The 25342-nt window shown below is 42.9% G+C and carries 23 protein-coding genes; 15 read left to right on the forward strand and 8 right to left on the reverse strand.

Annotated features, from left to right (window positions below):
- Window positions 1-135: 135 nt before the first annotated feature.
- The 3 genes from dsbD to B649_RS04345 are packed head-to-tail and all read left to right on the forward strand — an operon-like array spanning window position 136 to window position 3169.
- On the forward strand, window positions 136-1944 hold the full coding sequence (gene dsbD, locus B649_RS04335; protein ID WP_015653288.1) for a protein-disulfide reductase DsbD: 1809 nt from the start codon (window positions 136-138) through the stop codon (window positions 1942-1944).
- The gene (locus B649_RS04340; RefSeq protein WP_015653289.1) at window positions 1944-2327 is read left to right on the forward strand and encodes a thioredoxin family protein; all 384 of its coding nucleotides are present in this window, start codon (window positions 1944-1946) and stop codon (window positions 2325-2327) included. The genes dsbD and B649_RS04340 overlap by 1 nt, the downstream gene beginning before the upstream one ends.
- A gap of 53 nt (window positions 2328-2380) precedes the next feature.
- A complete protein-coding gene (locus B649_RS04345; RefSeq protein ID WP_015653290.1) occupies window positions 2381-3169 on the forward strand; it encodes a hypothetical protein in 789 nt (262 codons plus the stop codon).
- A gap of 14 nt (window positions 3170-3183) precedes the next feature.
- On the opposite strand, the gene B649_RS04350 is transcribed toward B649_RS04345, so the two are convergent.
- The 3 genes from B649_RS04350 to B649_RS04360 are packed head-to-tail and all read right to left on the reverse strand — an operon-like array spanning window position 3184 to window position 5106.
- A complete protein-coding gene (locus B649_RS04350) occupies window positions 3184-3711 on the reverse strand; it encodes a hypothetical protein (RefSeq protein ID WP_015653291.1) in 528 nt (175 codons plus the stop codon).
- Window positions 3704-4753 (reverse strand): lipid-A-disaccharide synthase, encoded by a 1050-nt coding sequence (lpxB, locus tag B649_RS04355; RefSeq protein WP_015653292.1) that lies wholly within the window; start codon window positions 4751-4753, stop codon window positions 3704-3706. Before lpxB ends, B649_RS04350 begins: the two co-directional genes overlap by 8 nt.
- On the reverse strand, window positions 4750-5106 hold the full coding sequence (locus B649_RS04360) for a c-type cytochrome (protein ID WP_015653293.1): 357 nt from the start codon (window positions 5104-5106) through the stop codon (window positions 4750-4752). The genes lpxB and B649_RS04360 overlap by 4 nt, the downstream gene beginning before the upstream one ends.
- A 64-nt stretch (window positions 5107-5170) precedes the next feature.
- Between B649_RS04360 and B649_RS04365 the strand changes: the two genes are divergently transcribed.
- A complete protein-coding gene (locus tag B649_RS04365; protein ID WP_015653294.1) occupies window positions 5171-6388 on the forward strand; it encodes an amidohydrolase family protein in 1218 nt (405 codons plus the stop codon).
- 76 nt (window positions 6389-6464) lie between these two features.
- Here the strand turns inward: B649_RS04365 and B649_RS04370 are convergent, their stop codons facing one another.
- Window positions 6465-6764, reverse strand: coding sequence for a chorismate mutase (locus tag B649_RS04370; RefSeq protein ID WP_015653295.1), 300 nt, complete (start codon window positions 6762-6764; stop codon window positions 6465-6467).
- Window positions 6765-6987: 223 nt separating this feature from the next.
- On the opposite strand from B649_RS04370, the gene B649_RS04375 reads away from it, so the two are divergent.
- The 4 genes from B649_RS04375 (at window position 6988) to B649_RS04390 (ending at window position 11228) form a co-directional block, all read left to right on the forward strand.
- Entirely contained in the window at window positions 6988-8388 is a 1401-nt protein-coding gene (locus B649_RS04375; RefSeq protein ID WP_015653296.1) for an FAD/NAD(P)-binding oxidoreductase, read from the forward strand.
- An 84-nt stretch (window positions 8389-8472) separates the two neighbouring features.
- Window positions 8473-9198 (forward strand): Rieske 2Fe-2S domain-containing protein, encoded by a 726-nt coding sequence (locus B649_RS04380; RefSeq protein WP_015653297.1) that lies wholly within the window; start codon window positions 8473-8475, stop codon window positions 9196-9198.
- A gap of 11 nt (window positions 9199-9209) precedes the next feature.
- A complete protein-coding gene (locus B649_RS04385; protein ID WP_015653298.1) occupies window positions 9210-9623 on the forward strand; it encodes a hypothetical protein in 414 nt (137 codons plus the stop codon).
- A 309-nt stretch (window positions 9624-9932) separates the two neighbouring features.
- Window positions 9933-11228 carry a hypothetical protein gene (locus B649_RS04390; RefSeq protein WP_291750939.1) on the forward strand — a complete coding sequence of 432 codons (1296 nt, stop codon included), beginning with the start codon at window positions 9933-9935 and terminating at the stop codon, window positions 11226-11228.
- Between the two features lie 105 nt (window positions 11229-11333).
- On the opposite strand, the gene B649_RS04395 is transcribed toward B649_RS04390, so the two are convergent.
- Window positions 11334-12968 (reverse strand): B12-binding domain-containing radical SAM protein, encoded by a 1635-nt coding sequence (locus B649_RS04395; protein WP_015653300.1) that lies wholly within the window; start codon window positions 12966-12968, stop codon window positions 11334-11336.
- A gap of 70 nt (window positions 12969-13038) precedes the next feature.
- Here B649_RS04395 and ppsA point away from each other — a divergent pair, with 70 nt between their 5' ends.
- The 5 genes from ppsA (at window position 13039) to rd (ending at window position 18933) form a co-directional block, all read left to right on the forward strand.
- The gene (gene ppsA, locus B649_RS04400; protein WP_015653301.1) at window positions 13039-15435 is read left to right on the forward strand and encodes a phosphoenolpyruvate synthase; all 2397 of its coding nucleotides are present in this window, start codon (window positions 13039-13041) and stop codon (window positions 15433-15435) included.
- Between the two features lie 88 nt (window positions 15436-15523).
- Entirely contained in the window at window positions 15524-16222 is a 699-nt protein-coding gene (locus B649_RS12455) for a cytochrome b5 domain-containing protein (protein WP_015653302.1), read from the forward strand.
- On the forward strand, window positions 16219-17898 hold the full coding sequence (locus tag B649_RS04410) for a 2-oxoacid:acceptor oxidoreductase subunit alpha (RefSeq protein ID WP_015653303.1): 1680 nt from the start codon (window positions 16219-16221) through the stop codon (window positions 17896-17898). Before B649_RS12455 ends, B649_RS04410 begins: the two co-directional genes overlap by 4 nt.
- Entirely contained in the window at window positions 17895-18755 is an 861-nt protein-coding gene (locus B649_RS04415; RefSeq protein ID WP_015653304.1) for a thiamine pyrophosphate-dependent enzyme, read from the forward strand. Before B649_RS04410 ends, B649_RS04415 begins: the two co-directional genes overlap by 4 nt.
- 13 nt (window positions 18756-18768) lie before the next feature.
- Complete coding sequence (gene rd, locus B649_RS12460; RefSeq protein WP_015653305.1) at window positions 18769-18933, forward strand: rubredoxin; 165 nt, start codon at window positions 18769-18771, stop codon at window positions 18931-18933.
- Between the two features lie 2 nt (window positions 18934-18935).
- Here rd and B649_RS04420 read toward each other — a convergent pair whose 3' ends face one another.
- Both B649_RS04420 and B649_RS04425 read right to left on the reverse strand, forming a co-directional pair.
- Complete coding sequence (locus B649_RS04420; RefSeq protein ID WP_015653306.1) at window positions 18936-19190, reverse strand: hypothetical protein; 255 nt, start codon at window positions 19188-19190, stop codon at window positions 18936-18938.
- 40 nt (window positions 19191-19230) lie between these two features.
- Window positions 19231-19911, reverse strand: a complete 681-nt coding sequence (locus B649_RS04425; RefSeq protein ID WP_015653307.1) for a superoxide dismutase — start codon at window positions 19909-19911, stop codon at window positions 19231-19233.
- Window positions 19912-20147: 236 nt separating this feature from the next.
- On the opposite strand from B649_RS04425, the gene B649_RS12115 reads away from it, so the two are divergent.
- Both B649_RS12115 and B649_RS04435 read left to right on the forward strand, forming a co-directional pair.
- Window positions 20148-22940, forward strand: a complete 2793-nt coding sequence (locus B649_RS12115) for an EAL domain-containing protein (protein WP_015653308.1) — start codon at window positions 20148-20150, stop codon at window positions 22938-22940.
- Window positions 22941-23042: 102 nt separating this feature from the next.
- A complete protein-coding gene (locus B649_RS04435; protein ID WP_015653309.1) occupies window positions 23043-24662 on the forward strand; it encodes a YcaO-like family protein in 1620 nt (539 codons plus the stop codon).
- Here the strand turns inward: B649_RS04435 and B649_RS04440 are convergent.
- The gene (locus tag B649_RS04440) at window positions 24659-25228 is read right to left on the reverse strand and encodes a hypothetical protein (RefSeq protein WP_015653310.1); all 570 of its coding nucleotides are present in this window, start codon (window positions 25226-25228) and stop codon (window positions 24659-24661) included. The two genes, B649_RS04435 and B649_RS04440, sit on opposite strands and share 4 nt — an antisense overlap.
- Window positions 25229-25342 lie beyond the last annotated feature (114 nt).

A 25342-nucleotide genomic window follows, 5' to 3' on the forward strand; every position in this document is an offset into this window, starting at 1 on the left:
TTCTCCATAGGATTATTGCGTGTAGTGTAGCATTTGAGGCTATAATGAAGCTGAAAAATATTAACAATGTTGCTCTGTGGGTTTCGTAACAGTTAATTGCGATAAAATAGAGATAAATTTTTTCTGGGGTCATTTATGCGTTTGCTATTCTTTTTACTTATTTCATTAAATATTTGGGCTGTTGGATTTTTGCAGCCGGATGAAGCATTCAAACCCAAAATCAGCATGATTGATCCTTCTACAATCGGTATTGAAATCGAGTTGGGCGATCAAATCTATATTTATGCGGATAAACTGAAAATCGAAGATGCCGATCCCAAAGACGGGATTGATTTTGCTTCGATCACAATGGCCGATGCGGTTAAACACGAGGGGGAGAGCGTTTATGAATCTTCACCGGCGGTTCGAATTGGGCTCTCAAAAAGTTCTGATATTACAGGGGAACAAACGCTCAAAGTGAAACTCTCGTATCAAGGATGTTCAGCTGCCGGATTGTGTTATGAACCGATGGAAACTCTCCTTGATATTACCGTTGATGCCGATAAATTGAGTAAGAGAAGTCCGTCCGGCAGTTCCATTTTAAAAGCTCCTGCGGTTGAGAGAGCGAGTTTGGAAGCAACCCCTCCTAAAGCGGTGGTGAAAACCTCAGAAACCGATCAGATTGCGCAGGTGATTCAGGGGGGAAGTCTTTGGTTTATCATTTTGAGCTTTTTTGGATTTGGATTATTGCTCGCGTTGACTCCGTGCGTATTTCCGATGATCCCGATTATCTCGTCCGTTATCTTGGCTCAGGGCAAAGGGATGGGGGCAAAAAGGGCGTTTTTCCTTTCACTTGTCTATGTATTGTCTATGGCGGTAGCGTATACGATTGCGGGTGTTTTGGCTGGCCTTTTCGGAGCAAATCTTCAAGCAGCGTTTCAAACGCCGTGGGTTATTACCCTCTTTGCCCTTATTTTTGTCCTTTTGGCACTGTCGATGTTCGATGTTTATGAATTGCAAATTCCAAACTTCATCCAATCGCGTTTGAGTAAAATGGGTTCTCAGCGAAGCGGAGTGATCGGGATAGCGATCATGGGCTTTTTGTCAGCGTTGATCGTCGGACCGTGTGTCGCGGCACCGCTGGCAGGGGCACTGATTTACATCGGACAAACGGGTGATGCATTGCTTGGAGGTGTCGCACTCTTCTCACTCTCTATCGGTATGGGTATTCCATTGCTGATTGTAGGGACTACGTCGGGTAAATTTATGCCGAAGCCGGGGATGTGGATGGACATCATCAAAGCGGTATTCGGTGTTATGTTGCTCGGTATTGCGATTTGGATGATAGGGCGTGTGTTGGATGAAAACACAACATTGTTGTTATGGGGCGGTTTGGCGATTTTTGTGGCGATCAATATGAACGCTTTGGAACCGTTAGGGGAACATCCCTCATGGAGTTCCCGTGCAAACGTTAAAGCCCTAGGATTTATGGTTTTATTGTATGGGATCAGTTTATTGATTGGAGGGATGGCGGGAGCCAAAAATCCACTTCATCCGCTTGATCCGTTTTTACCAAATCATGATTCTATGCCGTCCGTTGTCCAGCCTCAACATAAAACCTTTGAGAAAATCACGTCGATTGAAGAATTGGATGCCATTTTGGCAGAAAATAAAGGGAAAAAAGTGATGGTCGATTTTTATGCCGATTGGTGCAGTGCATGCAAAGAACTGGAAGAGAAAACTTTTAGTAATGAAGCAGTGAAAAGTGCGATGGATAACTATGTTCTGGTTCAAGTCGATTTGACGGCAAATGATGAGGCAGCACGTGCGATCAGTTCTAAATACAGTATTTTCGGGCCACCGGCGATCTTATTTTTTGATGAGAACGGTGAGCGGATAAAAAGCGCCGATATCATCGGATTTAAAACAAGCGATGAATTTCTAAAACATTTGGGAGCAATCTAATGGGAAAAATATTTTTAGTTTTATCGGTAATGGCCAGTTTGGCATTGGCAGAGATCAAATGGGCATCATCGTATGATGCGGCGTTAGCTCAGGCGGTAAAAGAGAAGAAAAAGGTAATGGTGATGCTCTCGAGAGAAGAGTGCCCGGCGTGCGAATATATGAACGATATCGTTTTTGAAGAAAAAGCGGTGGAAAATGAGATCAATAAAAACTTTGTCCCCGTTCATCTTGATATTCACAAAGATTTCATCCCTGAGGGATTAGGGTATATCGGAACTCCGACATTCCATTTTTTGGATGCAAAAGGGAAAAAAATCGGTCGTCATGACGGCGGTGCAAATATTCCGACATTTTTAGGGATTTTGGGAAAATATAAAAAGTAAATTTTTCTATTGCGCTATAATTTCCTCATTTTTTAATGGATAGGTGTTTATAGGTGCGATGGAGTAGTCTCATAGGAATTGTATTTGCGACTGCATTGCCGGGGATGGAGAATAATATTTTCGTTTCCCCTTGCAATACGTCGCTTCCGATATGGGCATACCATCAGGGTGGATGCGAAAAAAAAACGCTTCAGTACTCTCAAAATGCGCTCTCTTCGCAGGTATTGGGAGGTGTGAGTACGATGAACTACGATTTGAAGAAAAATAATACCATCGAAACGGTATCGATGGGGGCCCAATATTCACGCGATCTCTTTTCTGCAAAGCTACAAGGCTCCTATGTAAAAGGGAGATTCGACAATACTCCCTCAGTAGGCAAAACAAATCTATCGGTGCAATATCGAAATAAACTATGGGATTCGCTAACGCTGAGTGCTTCGGAAAACGTTACTATCCCTGTTAAAACAGCCAATGATCAGAGTGATCCGATGAAATATACGAGTTTGCTGAAAGCCCTCTATCCGCTAAACGATGCTTATCGTGTTTTTGCGGAGGGGAGTTACTCTTTGTTGGATACTCCCGCGTCGGAGAGTACAATATATCGAAATCCGTACAGCTATACTACGGGGATAAGCTATGCTGAGGGTACGAATACGGCGATTAACGCTTCTTATATGTTAGTGCAGGGTGCAGATCCGACTCTTGGTCCCAATAAAAAAATCAAATTGGCGCACAAACATAAAATTAACAAAAAAATTAAAACGTCAGTGAGTGTGATTCAAAGTTTAGAAGCTGAACAACCGGACAACAAGGCATCGTTTGATTTGATTTATGCCTTTTAGTCTATAGCGATCGATTATTTATTTTCTACCAATTTATCCAAAATATAGAGCTGCATATTTTTATGCGGTATCTCTTTCTCCAATGCTTCTGAGTAAATCTTCGCGACCTCTTTGGCATGTAAATCATAATCAAAATGGGGAAAATGATTTTCCCATCCATTTTTAATAATTTTCAAAGCGACCGTATCGATTAGATATTCTTTATAAATAGCATAGGTTGCAAAAAACATCCCCGTAAACAAGACGGCCATTATGATTAATAGATGGCAGTCGATTTTGGCCAAAAAGGGATGGAATGCGACCGAAACCGGTAAAATAAACAGATGCCAAAGTCCGATAAAAACGAGATAGCTTCTCCCGATGCTAAGGCGAAATCCCGGAATTTTTCCCTCCAGTTTCAATCCCTCTTGATACATTTTATTGGTTTTAAGCAGATCGCGAAAGAGCATTGGCCCATCACCCAGAGTAAAGACGTAAGGGATGATTTTTTCATCCGTAAAGTTTCGCGTTTTGGTTTTCATCCATGAAAATATTCTAAGCATTATAATCCTTGATAATTTGACTGACACGTGCGGCACTTCCATGGCCTAAGAGCTCACGGAGGGCGCTGGCATCATGGTAAAAAGCGGTTTTATCCATTTGCTGATAAGCATTATACAGATTTTGAGCATTGACTTCGTTTTGGATGAATTCAGGGTGCAATTTTCGTCCGTATTTGTGGGAAAACAAGATATTCCCTAATCCTACATAATCAAGTTTGACCAGACGTGAAGCGATAGCGTAATCGAGTGATTTAGCGATATAGGTAAGGATAAAAGGGGTACCAATCAAAGAGGCTTCAAGTGTGGCGGTTCCACTACAGATAAAGGCGAAATCAGAATCCGCCAAACTTTGATGGGCTTCATGGGTAATTTCAAAACTCGAAATATCGCCATAAAGTTCTGCGATTTGATCCGCAGTGAAATGGGGCGGGATGACAATGAGTGCACGTGTTTGTATCATAGAACGAAGTTCACGAAAAATCGGCATTAGCCGTTTGATCTCTCCGGGACGGCTTCCGGGCATAAAGGTCATTTTCCCGGTAGGTTCGAGAGACATTTTTCGAATGTTGATCTCATCAAGGAGCGGATGCCCGACGTATTCGATGGGGGCATTGGGAGAGTAATACGAAGGTTCAAACGGTAATATAGAGCAAAGTCGGGTAATGGTTTTCTCTAAAACCGGAATCCGTTTTTTCTTCCATGCCCATGCTTGGGGGAGAATATAGTAGATTATCTCTTTATTAGGATAACGTTTTCGGATTGCTTTGGCTACTGGGAGATTGAATCCCGAAGAGTCGATCAGCAGTACTTTATCGGCATCTTGTGCGAGTTCCACCATCTGATCTTTCAAACGAAAGAAGAACGGGAGTTTTTTTATCGCATCCACAAATCCCATCACCGAAGTGGAACGCAAATCGACGATGCTCTCTCCGAGCGTATTATCAAAAATCCCCGATAGCTCTACATCACTTCCGAGTTCTTTAACCAAAAACGAGAGATGAATATTGGCAGAGTGCTCTAACGCGCTGACGAGTAGTTTCATGATCCTCCGTCTCCCCGTGTGGATGTATCGCTTTTATAATTACTCCTTCCTTCATGATATTCACTGAGAAAAGTAGTAAGAGCATCGATCTCTTTATCGCTTAACCCCATAGCAAAAGGGATCATCATTTGAGATTGTTGTGTCGTTCCTTGTTTTGCTCGATAGTTTTTGAGCTTTGAGGCTAAAAACGGTTGGCGTCGATGGGCGAGGGCGGGATATAAGTTGGTTCCGCTCGCTGATATACCGTGGCATCCGCTGCATCCTTTTGAAAAATAGAGATTTTTACCTATCTTATAGAGATCAGTACCGCCATAAAGGAACATAGGTATCAAAAAAAGGATGATTTTAACCACACGTACCCTTTTTATAACATTTCTTTGACTAAAATTGCGTAATTATACCTAACGGGAGCAATCTATGATCATATCGGGCGCAATTATCTGTGATATTAACGGAGAACGTCATGCTGACATTCAGATTGAAGAGGGGATTATTACGCGCATTGGCGAAAATCTCAGCGGTGATGAAATCATTCGTGCGGAGGGGTGTTATCTGATCCCCGGTCTCATCGATACCGATGTACGGTTAAAAGACTCTCAGCTCAGTCGAACCAATCTGGAAAAGCTCTCATATCGAGCCCTTAGCGGTGGTGTTACTACGGCAGTTTTGGCAAGCGATTCGACTCCTCGTATCGACAATGAGATTACGCTGGAATTTGTTCAACAGCATCGTTTTTTACCTCATGGTGCAACGATTGAATCGGCAGTAAGTGCTTTGAATGAAACAGGAGCTTTGAGCAACATTGCGATCATGCTGAAAAAAGGGTGCGTATCGGTGCACACTTCGACGATCAACGATTACAACCTCATAACCCGCATTGCCCAATATCTGAAAATGGCCAATAAATCACTTTTTTACAAAGCAGAAGAGAAAAGTCTTGTCGAGAGCGGTGTTATGAGCGATGGTGCTGTTGCTTCGCAGCTTGGATTACCGGGGATATCTCCACTCTCAGAGGTAGTTCATGTTGCCGCGATGATCGAAATTTCCCGTTATTTCGGGATTAAAATTGTATTCAAAAGTATTACGGAACCCCGATCGATAGAGTTGATCGCTGAGGCGCGTAAAAGCGGAATCGCCGTAGAGTGTGAAGTTGCTATCCATCATCTGTTTAAAAATGATTCGGCCTGTACAGGTTTTGATACCGATGCCAAAATCAATCCTCCGTTGGTGAATGAAACCAAACGACTGGCTCTACTTGATGCACTGGTACGAGGTGATATCCATTCGCTCACTTCACTGCATCAACCTAACTCTGATATCCATAAAGATATCACATTTTACGATGCTAATGTCGGTACAACTTCCATTACTGAATATTTGCCGTTAGTCTACACCTATTTGATTTCGACAAAAATTATTGATATATCCAAATTTGTGAAGGTAGCATCGCGAACTCCGGGAGAACATATCGGAGTGAAAGCCGGGGAAATCGAGGTTGGATGCAAATGTGATTGTATTCTCTTTGATCCTGACTCGACAACAGTTGTAGCTCATCATCACAGTCTGTATAAAAAAGAGGTGTTAAAAGGAAAAGTGATTATGGCAATCTGCCGTGGCGAAGTGACACGATTTTAGTTTTTACCGTTCGCCCTGAGCTCGTCGAAGGGTGTTGAGGCATTCATAGTTCGACGCTCTCACCACGAACGAGCTTTTACAACGATTTTGCATTCCTGAACTCTGAAATCTCTGCTTCCACCATCGCGTCAATCATGATACCGTAAAGCTTTGTAAGAAGATTCGGTGACACACCGAACTCCATTGCTTTATAGCGAACGCGATCCATTACCGCTTCCATTCTTTCATTCGCTTTTATCTCTTCGATGGAGTGTTTAAAGTTTGCAGCTTGCTTAACATAGCCGTTGCGAGCAGCGATAAGCTCGACGATTTGATCGTCTAAGCGGTCAATATGATTACGAACTTCCACAAGGGAATGACACTCTTCAATTTTCATCCAAAATCTCCCTTTTAAACATGGTGACATGATACCATATAATACTAATTCTCTCAATGTATCACATTTATATCACACAAAATCATATAATAATATCTTATTCGGCTTTTTTTGATACATTTTACTATTTCTTATAAATATTTAAGAATAACACGATTATGATGTCCCCAGCGATAAATCAAAATTCGCAATCGATTTTGCATAGAATGAAGGAGAACTCATTATGAACATTTCAAGACGTGACTTGCTTAAATTCGCCGGTCTTAGCGCAGCAGCAGCTGCCGTAACTGGTTGTACAACCGCTACAGGTGCAGCTCCGGGTGCACAAAGTGCAGCAGGTAAAATGCTTGGTAAACATCAAGTAGTTATCATTGGTGGTGGTTTCGGCGGATTAACCGTTGCTAAAGAGTTGAAAAAAATCGATCCTAAATTCGATGTTGCAATTATCGAGAAAAATGACAGCTTTATGTCTTGCCCATTCTCTAACTGTAATCTTGGCGGTATCAAAGGTGTTAGTCTTAGTACATTAACGCATGACTACTCTCAAGCAGTTGAGAAAAACGGCTATGGAATGTTGACAGCAGTTGTTACCGGAATTGACCGTGTAAACAAAGTGGTTCATACCTCTAAGGGCGGCGTAGGTTACGATATTCTTGTTCTCGCTCCTGGTATCGACTATAACTACAAAGGGCAGTTCCCAACGTGGTCAGACGCAAAAATCGCAAAAGCACGTCGTGTAGCTCCAGCGGCACTTGTACCGGGCGGCGAACACGTTGCTCTTGACCGTATGGTTAAAAATATGGAAGACGGTGATGTTATTATTACTGTACCGGCTGGAAAATATCGTTGTCCTCCGGCACCGTTTGAGCGTGCAAGTATGATCGCAAACTTCATGAAAACTGAAGGGCTAAAAGGTAAAGTTATCATTTTGAATGAAACGGCTGAAGTAGCTAAAGGTGCGGCATTTAAAGAGACTTGGAAAGAGTTGTATCCGGATGTTGTCGTTCACGAAGACAATTGTAAAATCTCTGATGTTGATTTCGATAAAAAAGAGATCACTTACGTTCAAACAGTTTTTGCAAACAAAGAAGATACAACAGGTGTAAAAACAACCAAAACAATCAAATACGGCATCTTTAACTTTATCCCGCACAATATGTCTAACCCGGTTATCGAAATGGCTGGCGTTGCAACAACTCCGGACGGATTCAAAAAAGTTAAAATGGCTACAAGCCCAGAAAAACCGGTTTCATTCCAAACCGCAACCGATAAAGCTGTATATGCAGTTGGTGACGTTGTTGGACATGCGATCCCACCAAGTGGTCAATCGGCTATCTGGTCAGGTAAAGAGTGTGCTAAAGAGATCGCTCACGTTCTTCACGGTAAATCATACAGTGTTGCATCAGCGCTTCCATACAAAAGTGCAAACGTATGTTACTCAATGGTTAACGGAAATCCTGAAGAAGCGATCATGGTTAATCATGAATTTATGGTTGCTGGTCCGGTTATCGGTTCAAAAGGATCGGTTCCTAAAGATGAAGCAACTGGTAAATTCCGTACAACCGGTCTTGGTAAAGCGACTCACGATTGGTACAAAGGTGCTATGCGCGACTTGTTTAACTAATACAAGTTATCTTACTCTCCACTCGGAGAGTAAAAGAAAATTCTGCTACACTAACTACTCAAAATAATTCACACGGAAAATATCATGGATAGAAGAAATTTTTTAAAAGTTGTTGCCGGTGCAACAGTCATCGCGGCTAGTCCTTCGTTAATTCGCGGCAATCTATATGCGGCGGACGGTACATTATACAAAGCTTATGAAAAAACGCAATTGGTGGATGCTGCCGGAAAACCGATCAAAGCATCGGCTTTGGAAAAAGAGGTTACTTATATTTTTAATTACCCTCATGCCTCAACTCCATGTATGTTGATCAACTTGCCGAAGCCAACTACTAAAGATGTTGAATTAACTTCGGAGGGTGGTGAAAAATACGTATGGAAAAGCGGTGTCGGAAAAGAGCGCAGTGTTGTCGCTTATGTAGCGATTTGTACGCATCAAATGACTCACCCGACACCAAATGACAGTTTTATCGCCTATGTTCCAACGGCGAAAAAAACGATGGCGTATGAAAAAAGCGGCATTATCGTTTGTTCATCTCATCTATCAGCATTTGATGCCGGGGCCGGTGCAAAAGTACTCGGTGGAGCAGCGACCCAGCCTCTTAATTCGGTTGTGCTAGAACATGCAGCAGATGATACCCTTTGGGCAGTCGGTATTTTGGGATCGGATAAATTTCAAGATTATTTCAAAAGTTTCCGTCCAGAGTTAAAAGAGTTCTACGGCGGCCCCGCTGAAGCGAAAAAGCTGGTTTCTATTTCGGCAAAAACCGTTAAGCTCACCGAATATTCTAAAGAAATTATCCAATACTAAAAGGGGAATTCATGAAAAAAGCTTTAGCAGCCTTAGTGGTAGGAACATTATTGGCCGGATCGTTGAATGCGGCAGAAAAGAAAGATCCTCGATTAGAACTTATGCAGGATATGCGTACGATGATGGATGCGATGGAGCAAATTCAACGCGGTGGTTTGTACAGCTCAACCGATGAGATGAAAGCAGGGGTTAAAAAACTTCAAGGGACACTTAAATCACTGGAGAGTGAAGAGGTAAAAACGATTTTGCCGAAAGATCAAGTTTATGCCTATAAATTTGCCCAAAAAACCGCTCAAATGCTCCGAATGTATTCGGATGATATGATTGTATCGATCGAAGCAGGTCGGATGGATAACGCATTGGATGATTACACTCAGTTACTCAAACAATGTACCTCATGTCATATCCGAATCCGTAACTGGTAATTCCTCTTTATTCCCGTACATACGGGAATAGCACGCTTCTTTTATTTTTTTTCATTATCTAATCATTTCTTTTTCTAATTTATAATACTCCTTATATAAAGTTTTTCAGCTAGTTTTCTATTTTTATCACATTTTTGTCTCACACTCTGACAAATTTGTCTCAATTATTACTAAATACTATATAAATCAAGAAATCCTTAAGAAATAATTGTTATGATGAGTGCATGATTCGGAATAAGTAAATCTTATCTCGAACGGTTTCTTGAAGGAGAATGAATGAAATTAGGAAAACTTAGTCTAGTCGCTGTAATGGCATTAGGAACAAGCGCATATGCTCTTGATAATATTAAAGTTGATGGTGAAGCAAAACTTTGGTACCAAACATCAGAGTACAGTGGAGCGGGTGCAACTGCAGCACAGTTGACACAAGATTTTTTTGATAAAACGGCTAACTCTATGGCATTGGGTGCATTGAAATTCGGTGCATCAGCAGGTTTGGCTGATAACTTGAGCGGTGCGGTTAAAGTAACGGCTATCTCTACTCTTGGTCTTGAAAATAACATGGTAGGTGCTATTCCAGCTGCAAAAATTGATATTGATACAGGTGCTGCGGCAACTGGCGCATTGAATGATCAAGCATGGGTTGAAGTATTAAATCTTAAATATGCAACAAAAGATTTCGATGTTGCAATGGGTCGTATGGCGTTGCAAACACCTCTTTGTTTTACCGAATCATGGAACGTTGTTGACAACACTTTCGAAGCGGTTGTAGCACATGGTTATTTCTTGCCGGATACTATCCTTGCAGCAGCATGGGTTGGAAAACATAACGGTGCTGGTCTCTTGAGCACAACATCACGCGGAAGTACTGTAAACTACAACGGTGAATTCCGTGATTTCGCTGTAAACGGTGCGTATGCGGCGGCTGTAATCAACAAATCATTGCCGGGTACTACATTACAAGCATGGTACTATAATGTGCCGGATGTTGCAGATGCTTACTGGTTGCAAGCGGATGCTAAAGTCATGGGTATGGTTGATTTTGGTGTACAAGTTGCTGGTATGAATCCTGACAACTCTTCAGCAACTATTGGTACACCGGCTTCTACTACTACTAACCGTACCACAGATGCATTTTCGGTTAAAGCAGCGGCGGATGTAGGACCGGTAAACGTGTATGCAGCGTATTCAACTGTCAGTGATGGTTCAATCGGTTTTGCCAACGTTGCAACGGGTGATAAATCAATGTTGTACACAACTCTTGGCAGTATCTACATGGATGGTGAGATCGTAGCGGCTCCGGACACTGATGCATGGAAAATCGGTGCTTCAACCAAAGCTGTTCCGGGTGTAACTCTTGCGGCTAGCTATTGTTCAGCTGAAACTGGAGATAACGGTGGAACTGCAACGGCTGTAGGTGGAGCAAGTACACGTAATACTGATTTCTCTGCATGGGATGTATCGGCGAACACTAAAGTTGGACCAGTTGGCTTGACTGCAATTTATACTCAGTATGAAATTGATGGTGCAGGTAATGCTGGAGATGGCAGTGCTGCAGATAAAGATACCGATACTATCCGTATCATTGCTTCTTTGAAATTCTAAGAAGTCTTTTTTCTTCTCAGGGCCTTCGGGCCCTTTCAATTCTCCTTATGTTAAGCTTTCCGCCAGAGGATTCGTCACCCTCTGGCACCCTCAACACACTCTTTTTTAAATCCGTTTTGCTTGCCGTTTCGGAGTAACCGAATGAGTTTCTTTTATTTTTTTATCTTGGGTCGATTGTCGCAGGAAAAAAGGGATCGTTTTCTCAGGACGCTGTGCCAAATCGTCTATTAATGCCGCTTCAACAATCTCTTTGTCGTGATATAAACACAGATAGGCATGGATCAATGCGATTTGACGTTCCAGTGATATTTTCCACGTGGAGAGGGTTTGGGTGTAGATCCAGAGGCTGAAGGTGTAGAAGTTTTTAAATACGGCTGGCAACTTGTCATCCCGTACTTTCTCTTCGTCATCCTGAACTTGATTCAGGATCTCAGATTGCGGATCGAGTCCGCAATGACGGTTAAGTGGAGAACTCCACAGCAACGGAACCGTTTTAGTAAAACTTCCGCTGTTGTAGAAAATATCCCAAAACCTCGCAAACCGCTTCATTTTTTGAATATCACTAAAGCTGAGCAGATTATTTTGGAGGATATCATAGGGGGGTGTATCGCTGTAGATCATCCCATGACGCTGATCGTGGCGTGAGAGGGTGGTACCGGAGAGATTTTTGAGGATACCGATCTGGATTTCGCTATGGGTGAGAGAAACGAGTTTATCGAGATTTCGTCCGAATCCCTCGATACTCTCTCCCGGCAATCCGACGATGAGATCAAGGTGCATATGAGCAGAGGTCTCATTTTCTAAAAAGCGGAGGTTATCAAAAATCTTTTCGAGTTTTAGAGGTCGATTGATCCCTTTTGCAATTTCAGGGTCTAGGGTTTGGATACCGATTTCGAGTTGCAACGATCCTGCGGGAAATTGGGAAATTTTTGCTTTCAGCACCTCAGGAAAGTGATCGGGAATGACTTCGAAATGGGCAAAGTACGGCGGTTCTTTGGAGAGGAAAAAGTCCAATATCCGGTTTGCGAATGTCATGTTGAGGTTAAAAGTACGATCGATAAATTTGAAACTGCGTGCTCCCTGCTGCCAAAGTATCTCAAACTCTTCGAGAAGCTGATCGAGGGGAAAATTTCGTACCTTTTCGTCAATGGAAGAGAGGCAGAATTCACACTCGAACGGACATCCGCGTGAGGCTTCGACGTAGATGTAGCGATGGGCTACGTCTTCGTCATTGAAAGCGGAGTAGGGGAGGTTAATCGCTTTAAGGTCGGGAAGCGGAGCTTTAATAAATTGAGGCTTCCGTTCGCCCTGAGCCTGTCGAAGGGTACATGGTTCGACAGGCTCGCCACGAACGGGATTCAGCAACTCTCTGCACAACTCATAAAACGCCACCTCTCCTTCACCACTGATAATGTAATCGGCTTTACTCAAATCAACACGGTGGGGTAGATACCCTGCTTCGGGGCCGCCGAGGACGATAATCGTGTCCGGAGAGACTTTTTTGAGCGTTTGGATCAATTCTGCACTTTGCGCCGCATTCCAAATATAGACACCGATTCCGATGATTTTAGGAGAGTATTTTAGGAGATCTTCGGTGATGCTTTGAATCTGTTCGTTCATCGTGAATTCGACAATAGTAGTACTCTTTTGTAACTCGTGCATATTGGCGTAAAGAGAGCGTAGACCAAGTGCGGTATGAGCATAGCGGGCATTGAGAGTAGTCAGTAAAATTGTGTGCATGGGTTTTCCGATAAAAGATAAACGTATTATATGCTATTCTATACATACTAAGACCCTAAAGGGAGTGTGTATGAAGTATATTCGCCGTTTGGATTCATTGAGATTAGAGGATATTGCTTTAGTGGGAGGTAAAAATGCCTCGTTGGGGGAGATGATCAGTTCACTCAAATCATTGGGCGTTAAAGTTCCCGAAGGTTTTGCCGTAACTGCTGATGGGTATCGTTTTTTTATCAAACATAATGATTTTGAAGCTCCGATACGACATTTTTTTGAGGGGGTGGATCTCACCGACATCGAAGCACTGAATCGCTGCGGGGATGCGATACGTTCTTTAATACTAACGGGTGAAATGCCAGAAATATTAAAAACTGAAATTGCCGAAAGTTACCGTATCATGGAACGTGAATACGATATGGTGAGTGTGGATGTTGCGGTACGATCTTCCGCAACGGCAGAAGATCTCCCCGATGCAAGTTTCGCGGGTCAACAGGAGAGCTATCTGAATGTACGTGGTGAGACAATGCTCATCGAACACGTCAAGCGGTGTTTTGCCTCCCTCTTTACCGACCGTGCGATCAGTTACCGTCACAGTCGGGGATATGATCATTTTGCCGTCGCCCTCTCGGTGGGAGTGCAGAAAATGATACGCAGCGATAAGGCGAGCAGCGGGGTGATGTTCACCATCGATACCGAAAACGGTTCAGAGAATCTGATCCTCATCAACTCGATTTGGGGATTGGGGGAGAACATTGTCGGCGGGCGGGTGAATCCCGATGAATTCTACGTCTTTAAACCGACACTCAAAGAGGGAAAAATATCCATCCTTAAACGCCAACTCGGCTCCAAAGCCCTGAGCATGACGTATGATGAACGTCATCATACAATGAACCTCTCAACCCCTAAGGAACTCCAAGAGACTTTTTCGATTAATGATGATGAGGTAGCGACATTGGCTACTTATGCATTGACGATCGAAGAACATTACACCGCTATCGCAGGAGAATATCGTCCGATGGATATCGAATGGGCAAAAGACGGCCTTAGCGGAGAGTTATTTATCGTTCAAGCACGACCTGAGACGGTTCAAAGCCGTAAACTCAGCAATAATTCTTTGGAACAATATCATTTGAGTGAAGCAATAGAGAATAAAATTTTATTGAGTGGTAAAGCAATCGGGGAAAAAATCGGCTCCGGTCGGGTAAAAATCATCCATTCTCCTCATGAGGGTGAGAAATTTAATGCCGGCGATGTCCTTGTCGCCGACATCACCGATCCTGACTGGGAACCGATCATGAAAAAAGCATCGGCTGTGATCACCAATCGAGGAGGACGGACATGTCATGCCGCTATTGTAGCACGTGAGATCGGTGTTCCGACAATCGTAGGAACGGTGAATGCGACGGACATGCTGCATGATGGCGATGAAGTGACGGTGAGCTGTGCTGAGGGGGAGAGCGGTCGTGTGTATGCGGGGCTGATTGATTATGAGATCACCAATATCGATTTGGGCAATCTTGCTCCGACTGTAACGAAGCTCTATATGAACGTCGGTAACCCCGATATCGCATTCAAAGTGGCTAAACTCCCAAATGACGGAGTAGGATTGGCACGGATGGAGTTTATCATTACCAATTACGTGGCGGCACATCCGATGGCATTGGTAGAACTTTCTCAGGGCAAAGAAATTAATGAGATGAAAGCTGTGAGAAAAGCGATGCGGGGATATGATGATCCTAAGAGGTTTTTTATCGACAAAATAGCGGAAGGGGTAGGGATGATTGCGGCGGCGTTTTATCCCCGTCCTGTTATCGTCAGAACCAGTGATTTTAAATCCAATGAGTACAAACATATGGTCGGCGGTAAGTCGTATGAAAATGATGAAGAGAATCCGATGATCGGATTTCGCGGAGCCAGCCGCTATTATTCACCGGAGTACAAAGAGGCGTTTATGTGGGAGTGTGAAGCGCTCAAACGGGTACGGGATGAGATGGGGCTCTCTAATGTCAAAGTGATGCTCCCCTTTGTCCGTACGCCTGATGAAGGGCGCAAAGCAATCGCAGTTATGCATGAGGCGGGATTGGTACAGGGGGAGAACGGTTTAGAAATCTATGCCATGTGTGAAATCCCCTCCAACGTCATCCTCGCAGATCAGTTTTTGGAAATCTTCGACGGCTACAGTATCGGTTCCAATGATCTTACGCAGCTCACCCTCGGAGTTGATCGTGACAGTGCATTGGTCGCGGCCGTATTTGATGAACGTAATCCTGCTGTGACACGGATACTGTCACAGGCTATTCGTGCGTGCAAAGAGCGAGGGAAATACATCGGTATCTGCGGTCAGGCTCCATCGGACTATCCTGAAATTACCCGGTTTTTAGTGGAAGAGGGGATCGATTCGATCTCTCTTAACCCCGATTCACTCCTCAAAATGCGACAGGTTGTGAGTGAGTTTGAAGCTAAAAAATAAGTTTTAGAAATAGTATTAGTTTGTAGTTGTATTTTTTTATTTACCAAATTGGACTAAAGTATCTGTAACGTAATAAAAGCAGGATTGTATGCAGCAATTTAGTGAGGAAGAGCTTCGAAAATACAACGGGAAGGACGGTATGCCCGCTTACATCGCCTTTAAAAATCAGGTGTACGATGTCACTTCGTCCAAATTCTGGCAAGAGGGTACCCATTTTAAAAAACATTTCGCGGGGTGTGATCTGACTGACGCAATGGCGCATGCGCCCCATAGTGACGAGGTGTTTGAAAATTATCCCTGTATCGGCCAATTTGTCTCTCCTTGCTCATTAACTCCCGAAAATAAAAAAGATCGGTATCGGCAATGGTACAGTAAATACCATCCCCATCCGCTTATCATACACTTTCCGATTGCATTGCATTATTTCAGTGCATTTGTAGATATTCTGTTTTTAGACAATCCCTCCGCTGGGTATGAAACGGCTGTTTTCCTATCGTTTTTGATTGCGACGATAGCGGGATTTTTTGCTTTGATCTCCGGTGTTTTCAGCTGGTGGATTAATTATGATTTTTCGATCTCGAAACCGTTTGTCATCAAACTGATCGGGGCATTGTTCACCCTCATCGTCGGATTAATTCCGCTTGGGCAAAAACTGTTGAACCCCAATGTCGCTTTTAGCACGGGAGTAGATGGAATAATCTATCACGCCGTTATTTTCATGACGGTCATTTCGATAACGATTGTCGGTTATTACGGCGGAAAAATCACCTGGGGGGCGAAAAAATGAGAAGTTCGGTTTCGGTATTGATCGGGGGGAGTGCGGGGAAGGGGATCGCGAGTATCGAAACTCTTTTGACCAAAGGGTTTAAGCGCTCCGGATTTTATACCTTTTCGACCAAAGAGTTTATGTCCAGAGTCCGTGGCGGGAGCAATACGACGCTGATACGAATCTCCGATAAGCCCGTCAATGCACCCGATTACAAGGTCGATATTTTCGTACCGCTGGATGCAAACGCGTTTGCTCACGCACAGGAGAGGATAAATAAAGAGACGTTTGTGATCGCCAAAAAAGGGGATTTTGAGTGCGACTGCGTAGTGTACGATTATGATTTGGAGAGTTTGGCGAAAGAGATAGGCAACCCCATCGTCTCTAACACCATTGCGGCGGCACTGGTCTTTGGATTGCTGGGTTGCGATGGTGAGGTGTTGAAGGAGATTGTTGCGGAGTTGTACCCTGATGAGTTACTAGAGATAAACCTTAAAGCATTGGAGATTGGAGCAAAACTGGCACGTGAGAACGGAAACTGCCGCTACTGCATCGCACCGCATCCTTCGATCAAAGAGAAGAACGATTTCTTTTTGAGCGGAACGGAGGGGGTCGGATTCGGCGCGATTGCCGCTGGATGCAATTTCATCTCCAGTTATCCGATGAGCCCTTCGACGGGGGTGTTGACCTTTTTAGCGAAACAGAGCCAAAAATTCGGTATCTGCGTCGAGCAGGCCGAAGATGAAATCGCGGCGTTTCAGATGGGATTAGGGGTTTGGTACAGCGGCGGACGGGCGATTACGACGACGAGCGGGGGCGGATTTTCTCTGATGGGAGAGGGGATAAGTCTCTCAGGGATAACGGAGACCCCGATGGTCGTTTATCTGGCGCAACGTCCCGGCCCCGCTACCGGACTTCCCACGCGGAGCGAGCAGGGGGATTTGGAACTGGCTATTTATATCGGACATGGAGAGTTTCCGCGAATCGTGCTGGCTCCGGGAGATGTGAGAGAGTGCTTCGAGCTTGCACGAGCGGCGTTTGATCTCACCGATGCTTATCAGGTTCCGGTGATACTCATGAGCGATCAGTATTTGGCGGACAGTTATTTTCATGTCGAGCGGTTTGCAATCGATCCGAAACAGAGTGCTCATCACATCGTCAAAACCGAGGCGGATTATAAACGTTATCTTCTCACTCCAGAGGGGATCAGTCCCAGAGGAGTTCCGGGATACGGTGAGGGGCTGGTACTGGTCGATTCGGACGAACATACCGAAGAGGGGCTGATCACCGAAAGTATGTCGGTGCGGAACGAGCAAAACGGCAAACGTCTCAGAAAACGTACTTTAATAGAGAAAGAGGCTATCCTCCCTGAAATCGAAGGAACGGGTGAAATCGTACTTATCGGATGGGGAAGTACGAAACACATCATCAAGGAGGCGGTAGAGAGGATAGCGGATGAGAGGCTCTCCTGTATCCATTTCTCGTGGGTTCACCCTCTTAGCGAATCCCAGCTTGCGCCGCTTCGAAAAGCCAAACGTCTTATCGTGATTGAAAACAATGCCACCGGGCAGTTTGCAAAACTCTTGAGACTGCACGGAATCATCGCAGATGCACAGATACTGAAATCCGACGGGTTGAGCTTTTTTGTCGATGAACTCTCCGAAAAGCTCGTATCACTGTTAAAGGAGATCCGATGAATACGCGATTTGATAGAATCGTAGAGGATAACGCATGGTGCCCCGGATGCGGTAATTTTTCCATTCTTTCGCATTTAAAAGAGGCGTTGGATGAGATGGGGCTTGATCCGAATCAAACGGTGGTGGTTTCAGGGATAGGGCAGGCGGCGAAAACGCCCCAATACATGCATGTCCATATGTTCAACGGACTCCACGGCAGGGCATTGCCGATCGCGCAGGGGGTGAAAGTCTCCAACCCCTCTCTAACGGTAATCGCCGAAGGGGGGGATGGCGATATGTACGGGGAAGGGGGAAACCATTTTATCTCCGCGATCCGAAGAAATGCCGACATCATCAACATCGTCCATAATAATATGGTTTATGGGTTGACCAAAGGGCAGGCCTCCCCGACGTCTCAGAGGGGGTTTAAGACACCCGTACAGACGCAGGGGGTTCATGTCGAGCCGTTTAATCCCATCGCTACGGCAATATCGCTTGATGCATCGCTCGTTATCCGGACGTTTTCGGGGAATAAAGAGCACTGCAAAGCAATGCTTAAAATTGCCATTGCTCATAAGGGGTATGTTTTGATCGATATTTTTCAGCCGTGCGTTACGTTTAATAAAACCAATACCTTCAAATGGTTCAAAGAGAACGTTTATCTTTTAGAGAGTGACTATAACCCTGAGGATAAGGTCAAAGCGTTTGAAAAATCGCTGGAGTCTCATCCGTTTCCGATCGGAGTTATCTATAAAAGTCCGCAAAAAGTTGTGTTGGAAGATGCTCTTCGGGATGAAAGTCAAAGCGGAGATATGCCGTTGTATTCGCATGAAGTTGATTTTCAGCGGCTTAATGAGGAAATGGAAAAAACCATTTAATAAGGGGTAGAAGATGAAAAAATATGAGTGCAACGTATGCGGCTACATTTATGATCCGGCAGTAGGAGATCCTGATGGCGGGATCGCTCCCGGCACCGCATTTGAGGATATCCCCGATGATTGGGTATGTCCGGTATGCAATGTCGGAAAAGAAGATTTTAGTGAACTTTTAGAGTAATATTAGGCTTTTTTTGGATCTTTTAGGTAATACGTACACCAACCTTCCGGATCTATTTTTCCTTCCACTAGCTTGCATTCTTTTGTAGCTGCTAAGAAATGAAGACACTCTTTGCATTTTTTACCGTTGGTAGATTTTTGCTGATACTTTACGAATATTTGTGTCACTTTAGCCTGCAATGGAGAAGTCAAAAAAGTGACTGCTCCGATTGCCAACATATGTTTAAAAAAGCTTCTGCGGGATAATGCGGTTGACATCTTATATCCTTTACTCTATTAGGTTTTACCTGTATACCTATTAAGAAGGTGTACGCTCATTGTTTTGCATAAAATCAACATACTCACAGACTGAATTTATAGCGTTGCACGGTTGATTATAACCTGCAATCGGATCATTCATAAAATCTGAAAGATTATCTGAAACAAAATTCCAATTGATCAGTTTCCACCAATTTGAAAGATACTCTTGGCGAGTGTTTCGATAATCAATGTAATAGGCATGTTCCCAGACATCACAGGTCAATAAAGGGGTGTCTCCGTGACGTATCGGTGTATCGGCATTAGAGGTCATTTTAATTTCTAATCTCTTCTCTTTCGAAATACTAAGCCATACCCATCCCGAACCGAAAAGAGCTGCACCGGCAGTTAAAAAAGTATCCTTAAACGCTTTCATTGAACCAAAGTCACGCTCGATCAACCCTAAAAGTTCTACCGAAGGGGCAGAGGGTATATTCTTAAGCCCTTTCCAGTAAAAATCATGGTTATAGATTTGAGCCGCATTATTAAAAATAGCATTGTGCGCATATTTGACAATATACTCTAACGGTTTTTCCTCGTATTCTGTCCCTTCGATAAGAGAATTGAGTTTGTTGACGTATCCGGCATGGTGTTTACCGTAATGATAAGCGATTGTTTCAGCGGAAATATAAGGCTGTAATGCAGTTTGCTCAAAGGGCAATTCCATAAGATTATGTTTCATTTCAACTCCTTCATTCAGAAGATATATCCTTATAATAATTTATAATAGTTAAATAGTATTGTTTAATTATAAACTAACATAATACGTAAGTAAAATTTAATTTTTAATAGAAGCAGATCAATGCCTATATATTAGTCAGCTATTTAAACAATGTGATTGGATGTTAATATAGTATTGTGTTACAATCATTGCAATATGAATTATAAAAGTGAAAGTACTTTGTGTCAGGGTTAATGATGAAAAAAGAGAGTATTGTTTTCTACCGTCTAATCGCTTTAGCTATTGGAACCTTTTTGTTTAGTGGGATAGCCGTATGGATTCTTCAAGCGAATGGATTAACCGAAAGTATTCCCTTACATGCGGTTTTGGAAACATCCGGCTCCATTATTGCACTATTCTTTGCTTTGTTTATTTTTAAGTTTGACAATAATAAATACTATTTAAGCCGATTTCATTTTGTCTCTATTGCCCTTATAGCCATCGCAGTAATAGGGCTTTTCCATGCTATGAGCCTTCCGGGATCGATGTTTGTTTGGTTGCATACAATCGGAATGTTTGTCGGGAGTATTTTGATTTTCGGTGTATTTATACCGGAGCGAAGAGTCTCTGCCTTTTTTTACATTGCACTTCCTGTGTCCGCTGTTACGCTTTCAGTCGTTATTGCTCTAATTTTACTCAATCAGGGGGAGAAGCTTCCTGCCGCAATTATTAATGGACATTTTTCAGAGAGTGAAAGCGCTATAAACAATCTATCTGCGTTATTTTTCTTTTTTGCTTCTATCCGCTTTGCATACCATTACCGACAAAAACATCAAAATGAAGATATTTATTTTTTTGTTCTTGCATTGCTATTATCAGGTGCGGCATTTCTTTTTCAATACTCCCAACTTTGGGGAGCGACATGGTGGTATTGGCATTTTATGCGATTAAGCGGTTTCTTTTTTGTGCTCCTTTATTTCATCCGTTTAATTGAAGAAAAAAATAAACTTTTTGTCAGTCGGGAGATACAATCGGGTGCAATTGAATTTTCAGCTGATGCTATTATCACAAAATCACTGAGTGGAATAATTCAGACGTGGAATACAGCATCTGAAAATCTCTTTGGATACACGGCAGATGAAGCGATCGGGAGATCAGTTTCTATACTTTATCTTCCATCTTCAGAGTCTAAAGAAAATGACAATATCGCTCAGATCAAAGACGGAGCATCGTTTAAGCAGTATGAAACGGTATTTATGACCAAGAATGGTTCGTATGTTAATGCTTCCGTAACGCTTTCTCCGATCAAAGATTCAAATAATACGATTATCGGGCTCTCAAAAATCGTTCGTGATATTACCGAGCATGAAAAATCCCAAAGAGAACTGCGTAAACTCTCCCAAGCGATTGAGCAAAGTCCAAACAGTGTCATTATCACAGACAATGAAGCAAATATCGAATATGTAAATGCCGCTTTTACAGCGGCAACCGGATATAGCTTGGATGAAGTAATCGGAAAAAATCCCCGTTTACTTCAATCCGGAAAAACATTGCCATCTGCGTATAGCGATTTGTGGAATCAACTCAAGCAGGGAAAAAGCTGGCATGGAGAGTTTATGAATCAGAGAAAAGACGGAACACAATTCATAGAAGAAGTGAAGATCGCTCCCATTTTTCAGGCGGATGGAAGCATCAGCCATTATATGGCGATGAAAGATGATATTACAGAGAAAAAGCATATTGAAGAGCGTATTCACTATCTTGCCAATTATGATCTTTTAACCGGGCTTCCTAACCGGTCTCAGTTTATTGAGCGCATTACCTATTTTATCAATGTCGCAAAACGTCAAAACAGCGAATTCGCCATTATGTTCTTGGATCTTGACCACTTTAAAGATATTAATGATACTTTAGGGCATAGCATTGGAGATGCTTTGCTTGTTGAATTGGCCAAACGGATCCAAGAGTGCATGCGTAATGAAGATACTGTCTCTCGCTTAGGGGGAGACGAATTTATTTTTATGCTTCCTAACACAACGACACAAGGTATTGTCACTGTGGCAGAAAAACTTTTAGAAAACATTACTAAGCCTTTTTCGGCTGAGCATAATGAACTAATCGTGACGGCATCCATCGGCATCGCCATTTATCCCATTGACGGGACAGACCCTGAGACTCTTTCTAAAAATGCAGATACCGCAATGTATCAGGCAAAGTTAAATGGGCGTAACAATTTCCGATTCTTTACCAAAGTGATGCAGAAGTCTTTGGAACGAAATATTCAACTTACCAATGCATTACGTCATGCACTGGAAAAAGATCAACTGCATGTAGTCTATCAACCGCAAGTCGCAATAACGGATGCACATATCATCGGTGCAGAAGCATTGCTGCGGTGGAATCACCCAGAATTAGGGGCTATATCCCCTTTAGAATTTATTTCGATTGCAGAAGAGAACGGTTTGATTCTCCCTATTGGAGAGTGGGTATTGCGCAGTGCGGTAAAGCAGGCGAAAGAGTGGATTGATCGTGGATTTGCTCCAATGATTGTAGCCGTCAATCTCTCTGCGGTACAATTTCGTCATTCTCATCTTCCTGAACTGGTGACAAAGATACTGGAAGAATTTGGTTTGCCTTCGGAATATTTAGAACTTGAGTTGACGGAAGCGGTTACCATGCATGATCCGAAAAGCGCTTTTGCCGTCATGGATAATTTGCATGAGAGAGGGATACGGATGTCCATCGATGATTTCGGAACCGGATACTCCTCTCTTAGTTATCTTAAAAAATTTAAAGTATACAAACTCAAAATTGATCAGTCATTTATTCGGGATATCACTACGGATTCTGAAGACAAAGCCATTGTAAACGCTATTATTAGTATGGCTCATTCGTTAGGTTTACAAGTAATAGCTGAAGGTGTGGAAACCATAGAACAGCTTGATTATCTCCGTGAAGAGGGTTGTGATGAAATACAGGGATATTATTTTAGTAAGCCTTTGAGTGCTGAATCGTTTAATACGTTTATAGCAGCTCAGTTGAAAAAATAAAACATTAAAAACGATTTAGAATTTTCACTCTTTCCGCTTCATATTCCGTCCGATTAACAGATTTGGCTATACTTAGCCACAATTTTTTAAAAGTGAACCGAAATGAATTTAGTCTCTAAAAATGCCCCCGTAGAAGAATCCATTAAAAAAATGGAGAGTATATTAAGCGAGATGGGATGTATCGTTAGCTACTCGCAAGAGAAACACCCCCTCAACAACTGCTACTCGGTGAATCTCGCTTCACTTGAAGCCCCAAAACATATTTATTCCAACGGTAAAGGGATCTATTCACAAGCCTCTACGGCAAGTGCATTGGGTGAATACATCGAACGGCTTCAAACCAACAACTTTTTTATTGATTTTCACCTCCCCCAGCGGAAGTATTATCCCGACGAGGCGGCGTTTGAATTTGGCGGCGGTTATCTGAATCGTGAGTTGATGGAGTTGTTTGATCCCAATAGTGAACTGAGCATGGATGAACTCCTCGATTTTAACAGCGATTACGAGGATAAGATCGTCGCATTGCCGTTTCATAAACTCTCCAGTGATGAGGTGGTCTATTTTCCGATCAATATCCTCAGCAATCTTTACGTCAGTAACGGGCTTGCTACGGGGAATACGGCTCAAGAGGCACAAGTGCAGGCGATGAGTGAAATACTGGAGCGGTATGCGAAGATAGAGATTATCAAAAACGGTTACGCTTTGCCGCATTACAGCGATGAATTTTTGCAGCAGTTTGAGCGTCTTTACAGCGATTTGATGAAATTACGCGAATTAGGCTATATCGTTAATGTTTTGGATGCGTCATTAGGTGGTAAATACCCTGTGACCGCAATTTCATTTATTAACCCAGAAAACGCCACACTTTTTGTCTCATTCGGCGCTCATCCAATACTGGAAGTGTCGTTGGAACGGACGATGACGGAGCTGATGCAAGGACGCGGATTAGAAAATTTGGAGAGTTTCGAAGTACCGACGTTTGATATGTCGGTTGTCTCCGAGAGCTTTAATCTGGAATCGCATTTTATCGATTCCAACGGCAAGATGGGGATACAGTTTTTGAGTGCCAAAAAGAGTTTTGAGTTGGCTGCATGGGGATACAGCGGTGAAAGTACCGCAGAGGAGTTTGCCTATCTCTCTGCTATCTTTGCTTCGATGGGTAAAGATGTCTATATTCGAGATTACAATTACCTCGGCTTTTATTCTTGTCAGATGATTGTCCCCGGAGTTTCCGAGGTGTACCCGATCGATGATTTGATTTACAACAACCGTAATCGGGGTAAAGCGTATCGTGAAGTGATTTTGAACGTTGCAGGTTATGATCCTGAAACGGTGCTGGATGAGATCGAAGCGCTCGAAGATCATCTGAATGTTGAGAAATTTATCGGGGTTATTTTCGAGGAGAATTTCACTATCGGAGAGCTCAAAGCTCAGTTGCATCTATCGTTAGGGAATATCGAAGAGGCGATAAGTTATCTGGAATTTAGCACCAATACGATGAGCGTTCTGATTGTTGAATTGATTCAAATGGCGGAATTTGGGCTTGAATTTAGCGACTATGTCCATGCACTTTATGCTCTTTATAGCGCTGAGCGAGTTGACAAAGCGGTAAGCATTGTAAACGGAGAAGAGCTTTTCGTTAGTACTGCTTTACACGCTGATTATCAGAATATGCTTGCCATGTACGATCGGCTGGAACTGAAAAAAGTTGCCGGACTTTAATATACCGAATTCTCTTCGGTAAAAATCTTCAAAATCTTCGAATACTCTCCATACGCTTGTTTATACAAGTGTTGGGTGTGATTATTGCTCTCATACAGCTCTGTAGCACTCATTCCGCTTTCCAACGCATTTTTCAATAATTTTGTCCGGCGCAGATACGTAAAGGCAAGATTCGGGAAGTGTTCATGGATCTTATCCCGAATCATCACCGCATCATTGGGATTTTCAAGCATGTTGGCAAAGACAAGGATTGTCTTCTCTTTAAAATTTTTAATAAATACCAAACTTTTCATAATAGAGTTGAGATCGTTCGTTGTCGGGAGAATAATGATATCGGATTCTCGAAGTATCTCATTGGCATGTGGATTTTCAAATCCCCCGAAGTCATAGACGGTATCGGGATAAAGGGGAATTTTATTGGGATAATAGCGGGCATTTTTATACTTCGTCAGAACAACCGACATATCGTTGGTCGCGTAGCGATAGCGCAGATCTTTGGCAAGTGAAAAAGCCAGCGAGGTTTTACCTACTCCACCTTTAGTGGAAGCGATGGAAATAATAGCCATAAATATCCTCAAATTTTTTGGAAATAGTAGCACAGGTCGATGAAAGAAGTGGGAAATATACCATATTTGACCTCTGTAAGAGTTGGTTTAAATAATACCTTAGTAAATCACTAT

The sequence above is a fragment of the Candidatus Sulfuricurvum sp. RIFRC-1 genome (genome assembly GCF_000310245.1).
GTDB lineage: Bacteria > Campylobacterota > Campylobacteria > Campylobacterales > Sulfurimonadaceae > Sulfuricurvum.

Coding starts and splice junctions, on each gene's coding strand:
- dsbD (WP_015653288.1), top strand. CDS start 136: ATGCGTTTGCTATTCTTTTTACTTATTTCATTAAATATTTGGGCTGTT.
- B649_RS04340 (WP_015653289.1), top strand. CDS start 1,944: ATGGGAAAAATATTTTTAGTTTTATCGGTAATGGCCAGTTTGGCATTG.
- B649_RS04350 (WP_015653291.1), bottom strand. CDS start 3,711: ATGCTTAGAATATTTTCATGGATGAAAACCAAAACGCGAAACTTTACG.
- lpxB (WP_015653292.1), bottom strand. CDS start 4,753: ATGAAACTACTCGTCAGCGCGTTAGAGCACTCTGCCAATATTCATCTC.
- B649_RS04365 (WP_015653294.1), top strand. CDS start 5,171: ATGATCATATCGGGCGCAATTATCTGTGATATTAACGGAGAACGTCAT.
- B649_RS04370 (WP_015653295.1), bottom strand. CDS start 6,764: ATGAAAATTGAAGAGTGTCATTCCCTTGTGGAAGTTCGTAATCATATT.
- B649_RS04375 (WP_015653296.1), top strand. CDS start 6,988: ATGAACATTTCAAGACGTGACTTGCTTAAATTCGCCGGTCTTAGCGCA.
- B649_RS04380 (WP_015653297.1), top strand. CDS start 8,473: ATGGATAGAAGAAATTTTTTAAAAGTTGTTGCCGGTGCAACAGTCATC.
- B649_RS04385 (WP_015653298.1), top strand. CDS start 9,210: ATGAAAAAAGCTTTAGCAGCCTTAGTGGTAGGAACATTATTGGCCGGA.
- B649_RS04390 (WP_291750939.1), top strand. CDS start 9,933: ATGGCATTAGGAACAAGCGCATATGCTCTTGATAATATTAAAGTTGAT.
- B649_RS04395 (WP_015653300.1), bottom strand. CDS start 12,968: ATGCACACAATTTTACTGACTACTCTCAATGCCCGCTATGCTCATACC.
- ppsA (WP_015653301.1), top strand. CDS start 13,039: ATGAAGTATATTCGCCGTTTGGATTCATTGAGATTAGAGGATATTGCT.
- B649_RS12455 (WP_015653302.1), top strand. CDS start 15,524: ATGCAGCAATTTAGTGAGGAAGAGCTTCGAAAATACAACGGGAAGGAC.
- B649_RS04410 (WP_015653303.1), top strand. CDS start 16,219: ATGAGAAGTTCGGTTTCGGTATTGATCGGGGGGAGTGCGGGGAAGGGG.
- B649_RS04415 (WP_015653304.1), top strand. CDS start 17,895: ATGAATACGCGATTTGATAGAATCGTAGAGGATAACGCATGGTGCCCC.
- rd (WP_015653305.1), top strand. CDS start 18,769: ATGAAAAAATATGAGTGCAACGTATGCGGCTACATTTATGATCCGGCA.
- B649_RS04420 (WP_015653306.1), bottom strand. CDS start 19,190: ATGTCAACCGCATTATCCCGCAGAAGCTTTTTTAAACATATGTTGGCA.
- B649_RS04425 (WP_015653307.1), bottom strand. CDS start 19,911: ATGAAACATAATCTTATGGAATTGCCCTTTGAGCAAACTGCATTACAG.
- B649_RS12115 (WP_015653308.1), top strand. CDS start 20,148: ATGAAAAAAGAGAGTATTGTTTTCTACCGTCTAATCGCTTTAGCTATT.
- B649_RS04435 (WP_015653309.1), top strand. CDS start 23,043: ATGAATTTAGTCTCTAAAAATGCCCCCGTAGAAGAATCCATTAAAAAA.
- B649_RS04440 (WP_015653310.1), bottom strand. CDS start 25,228: ATGGCTATTATTTCCATCGCTTCCACTAAAGGTGGAGTAGGTAAAACC.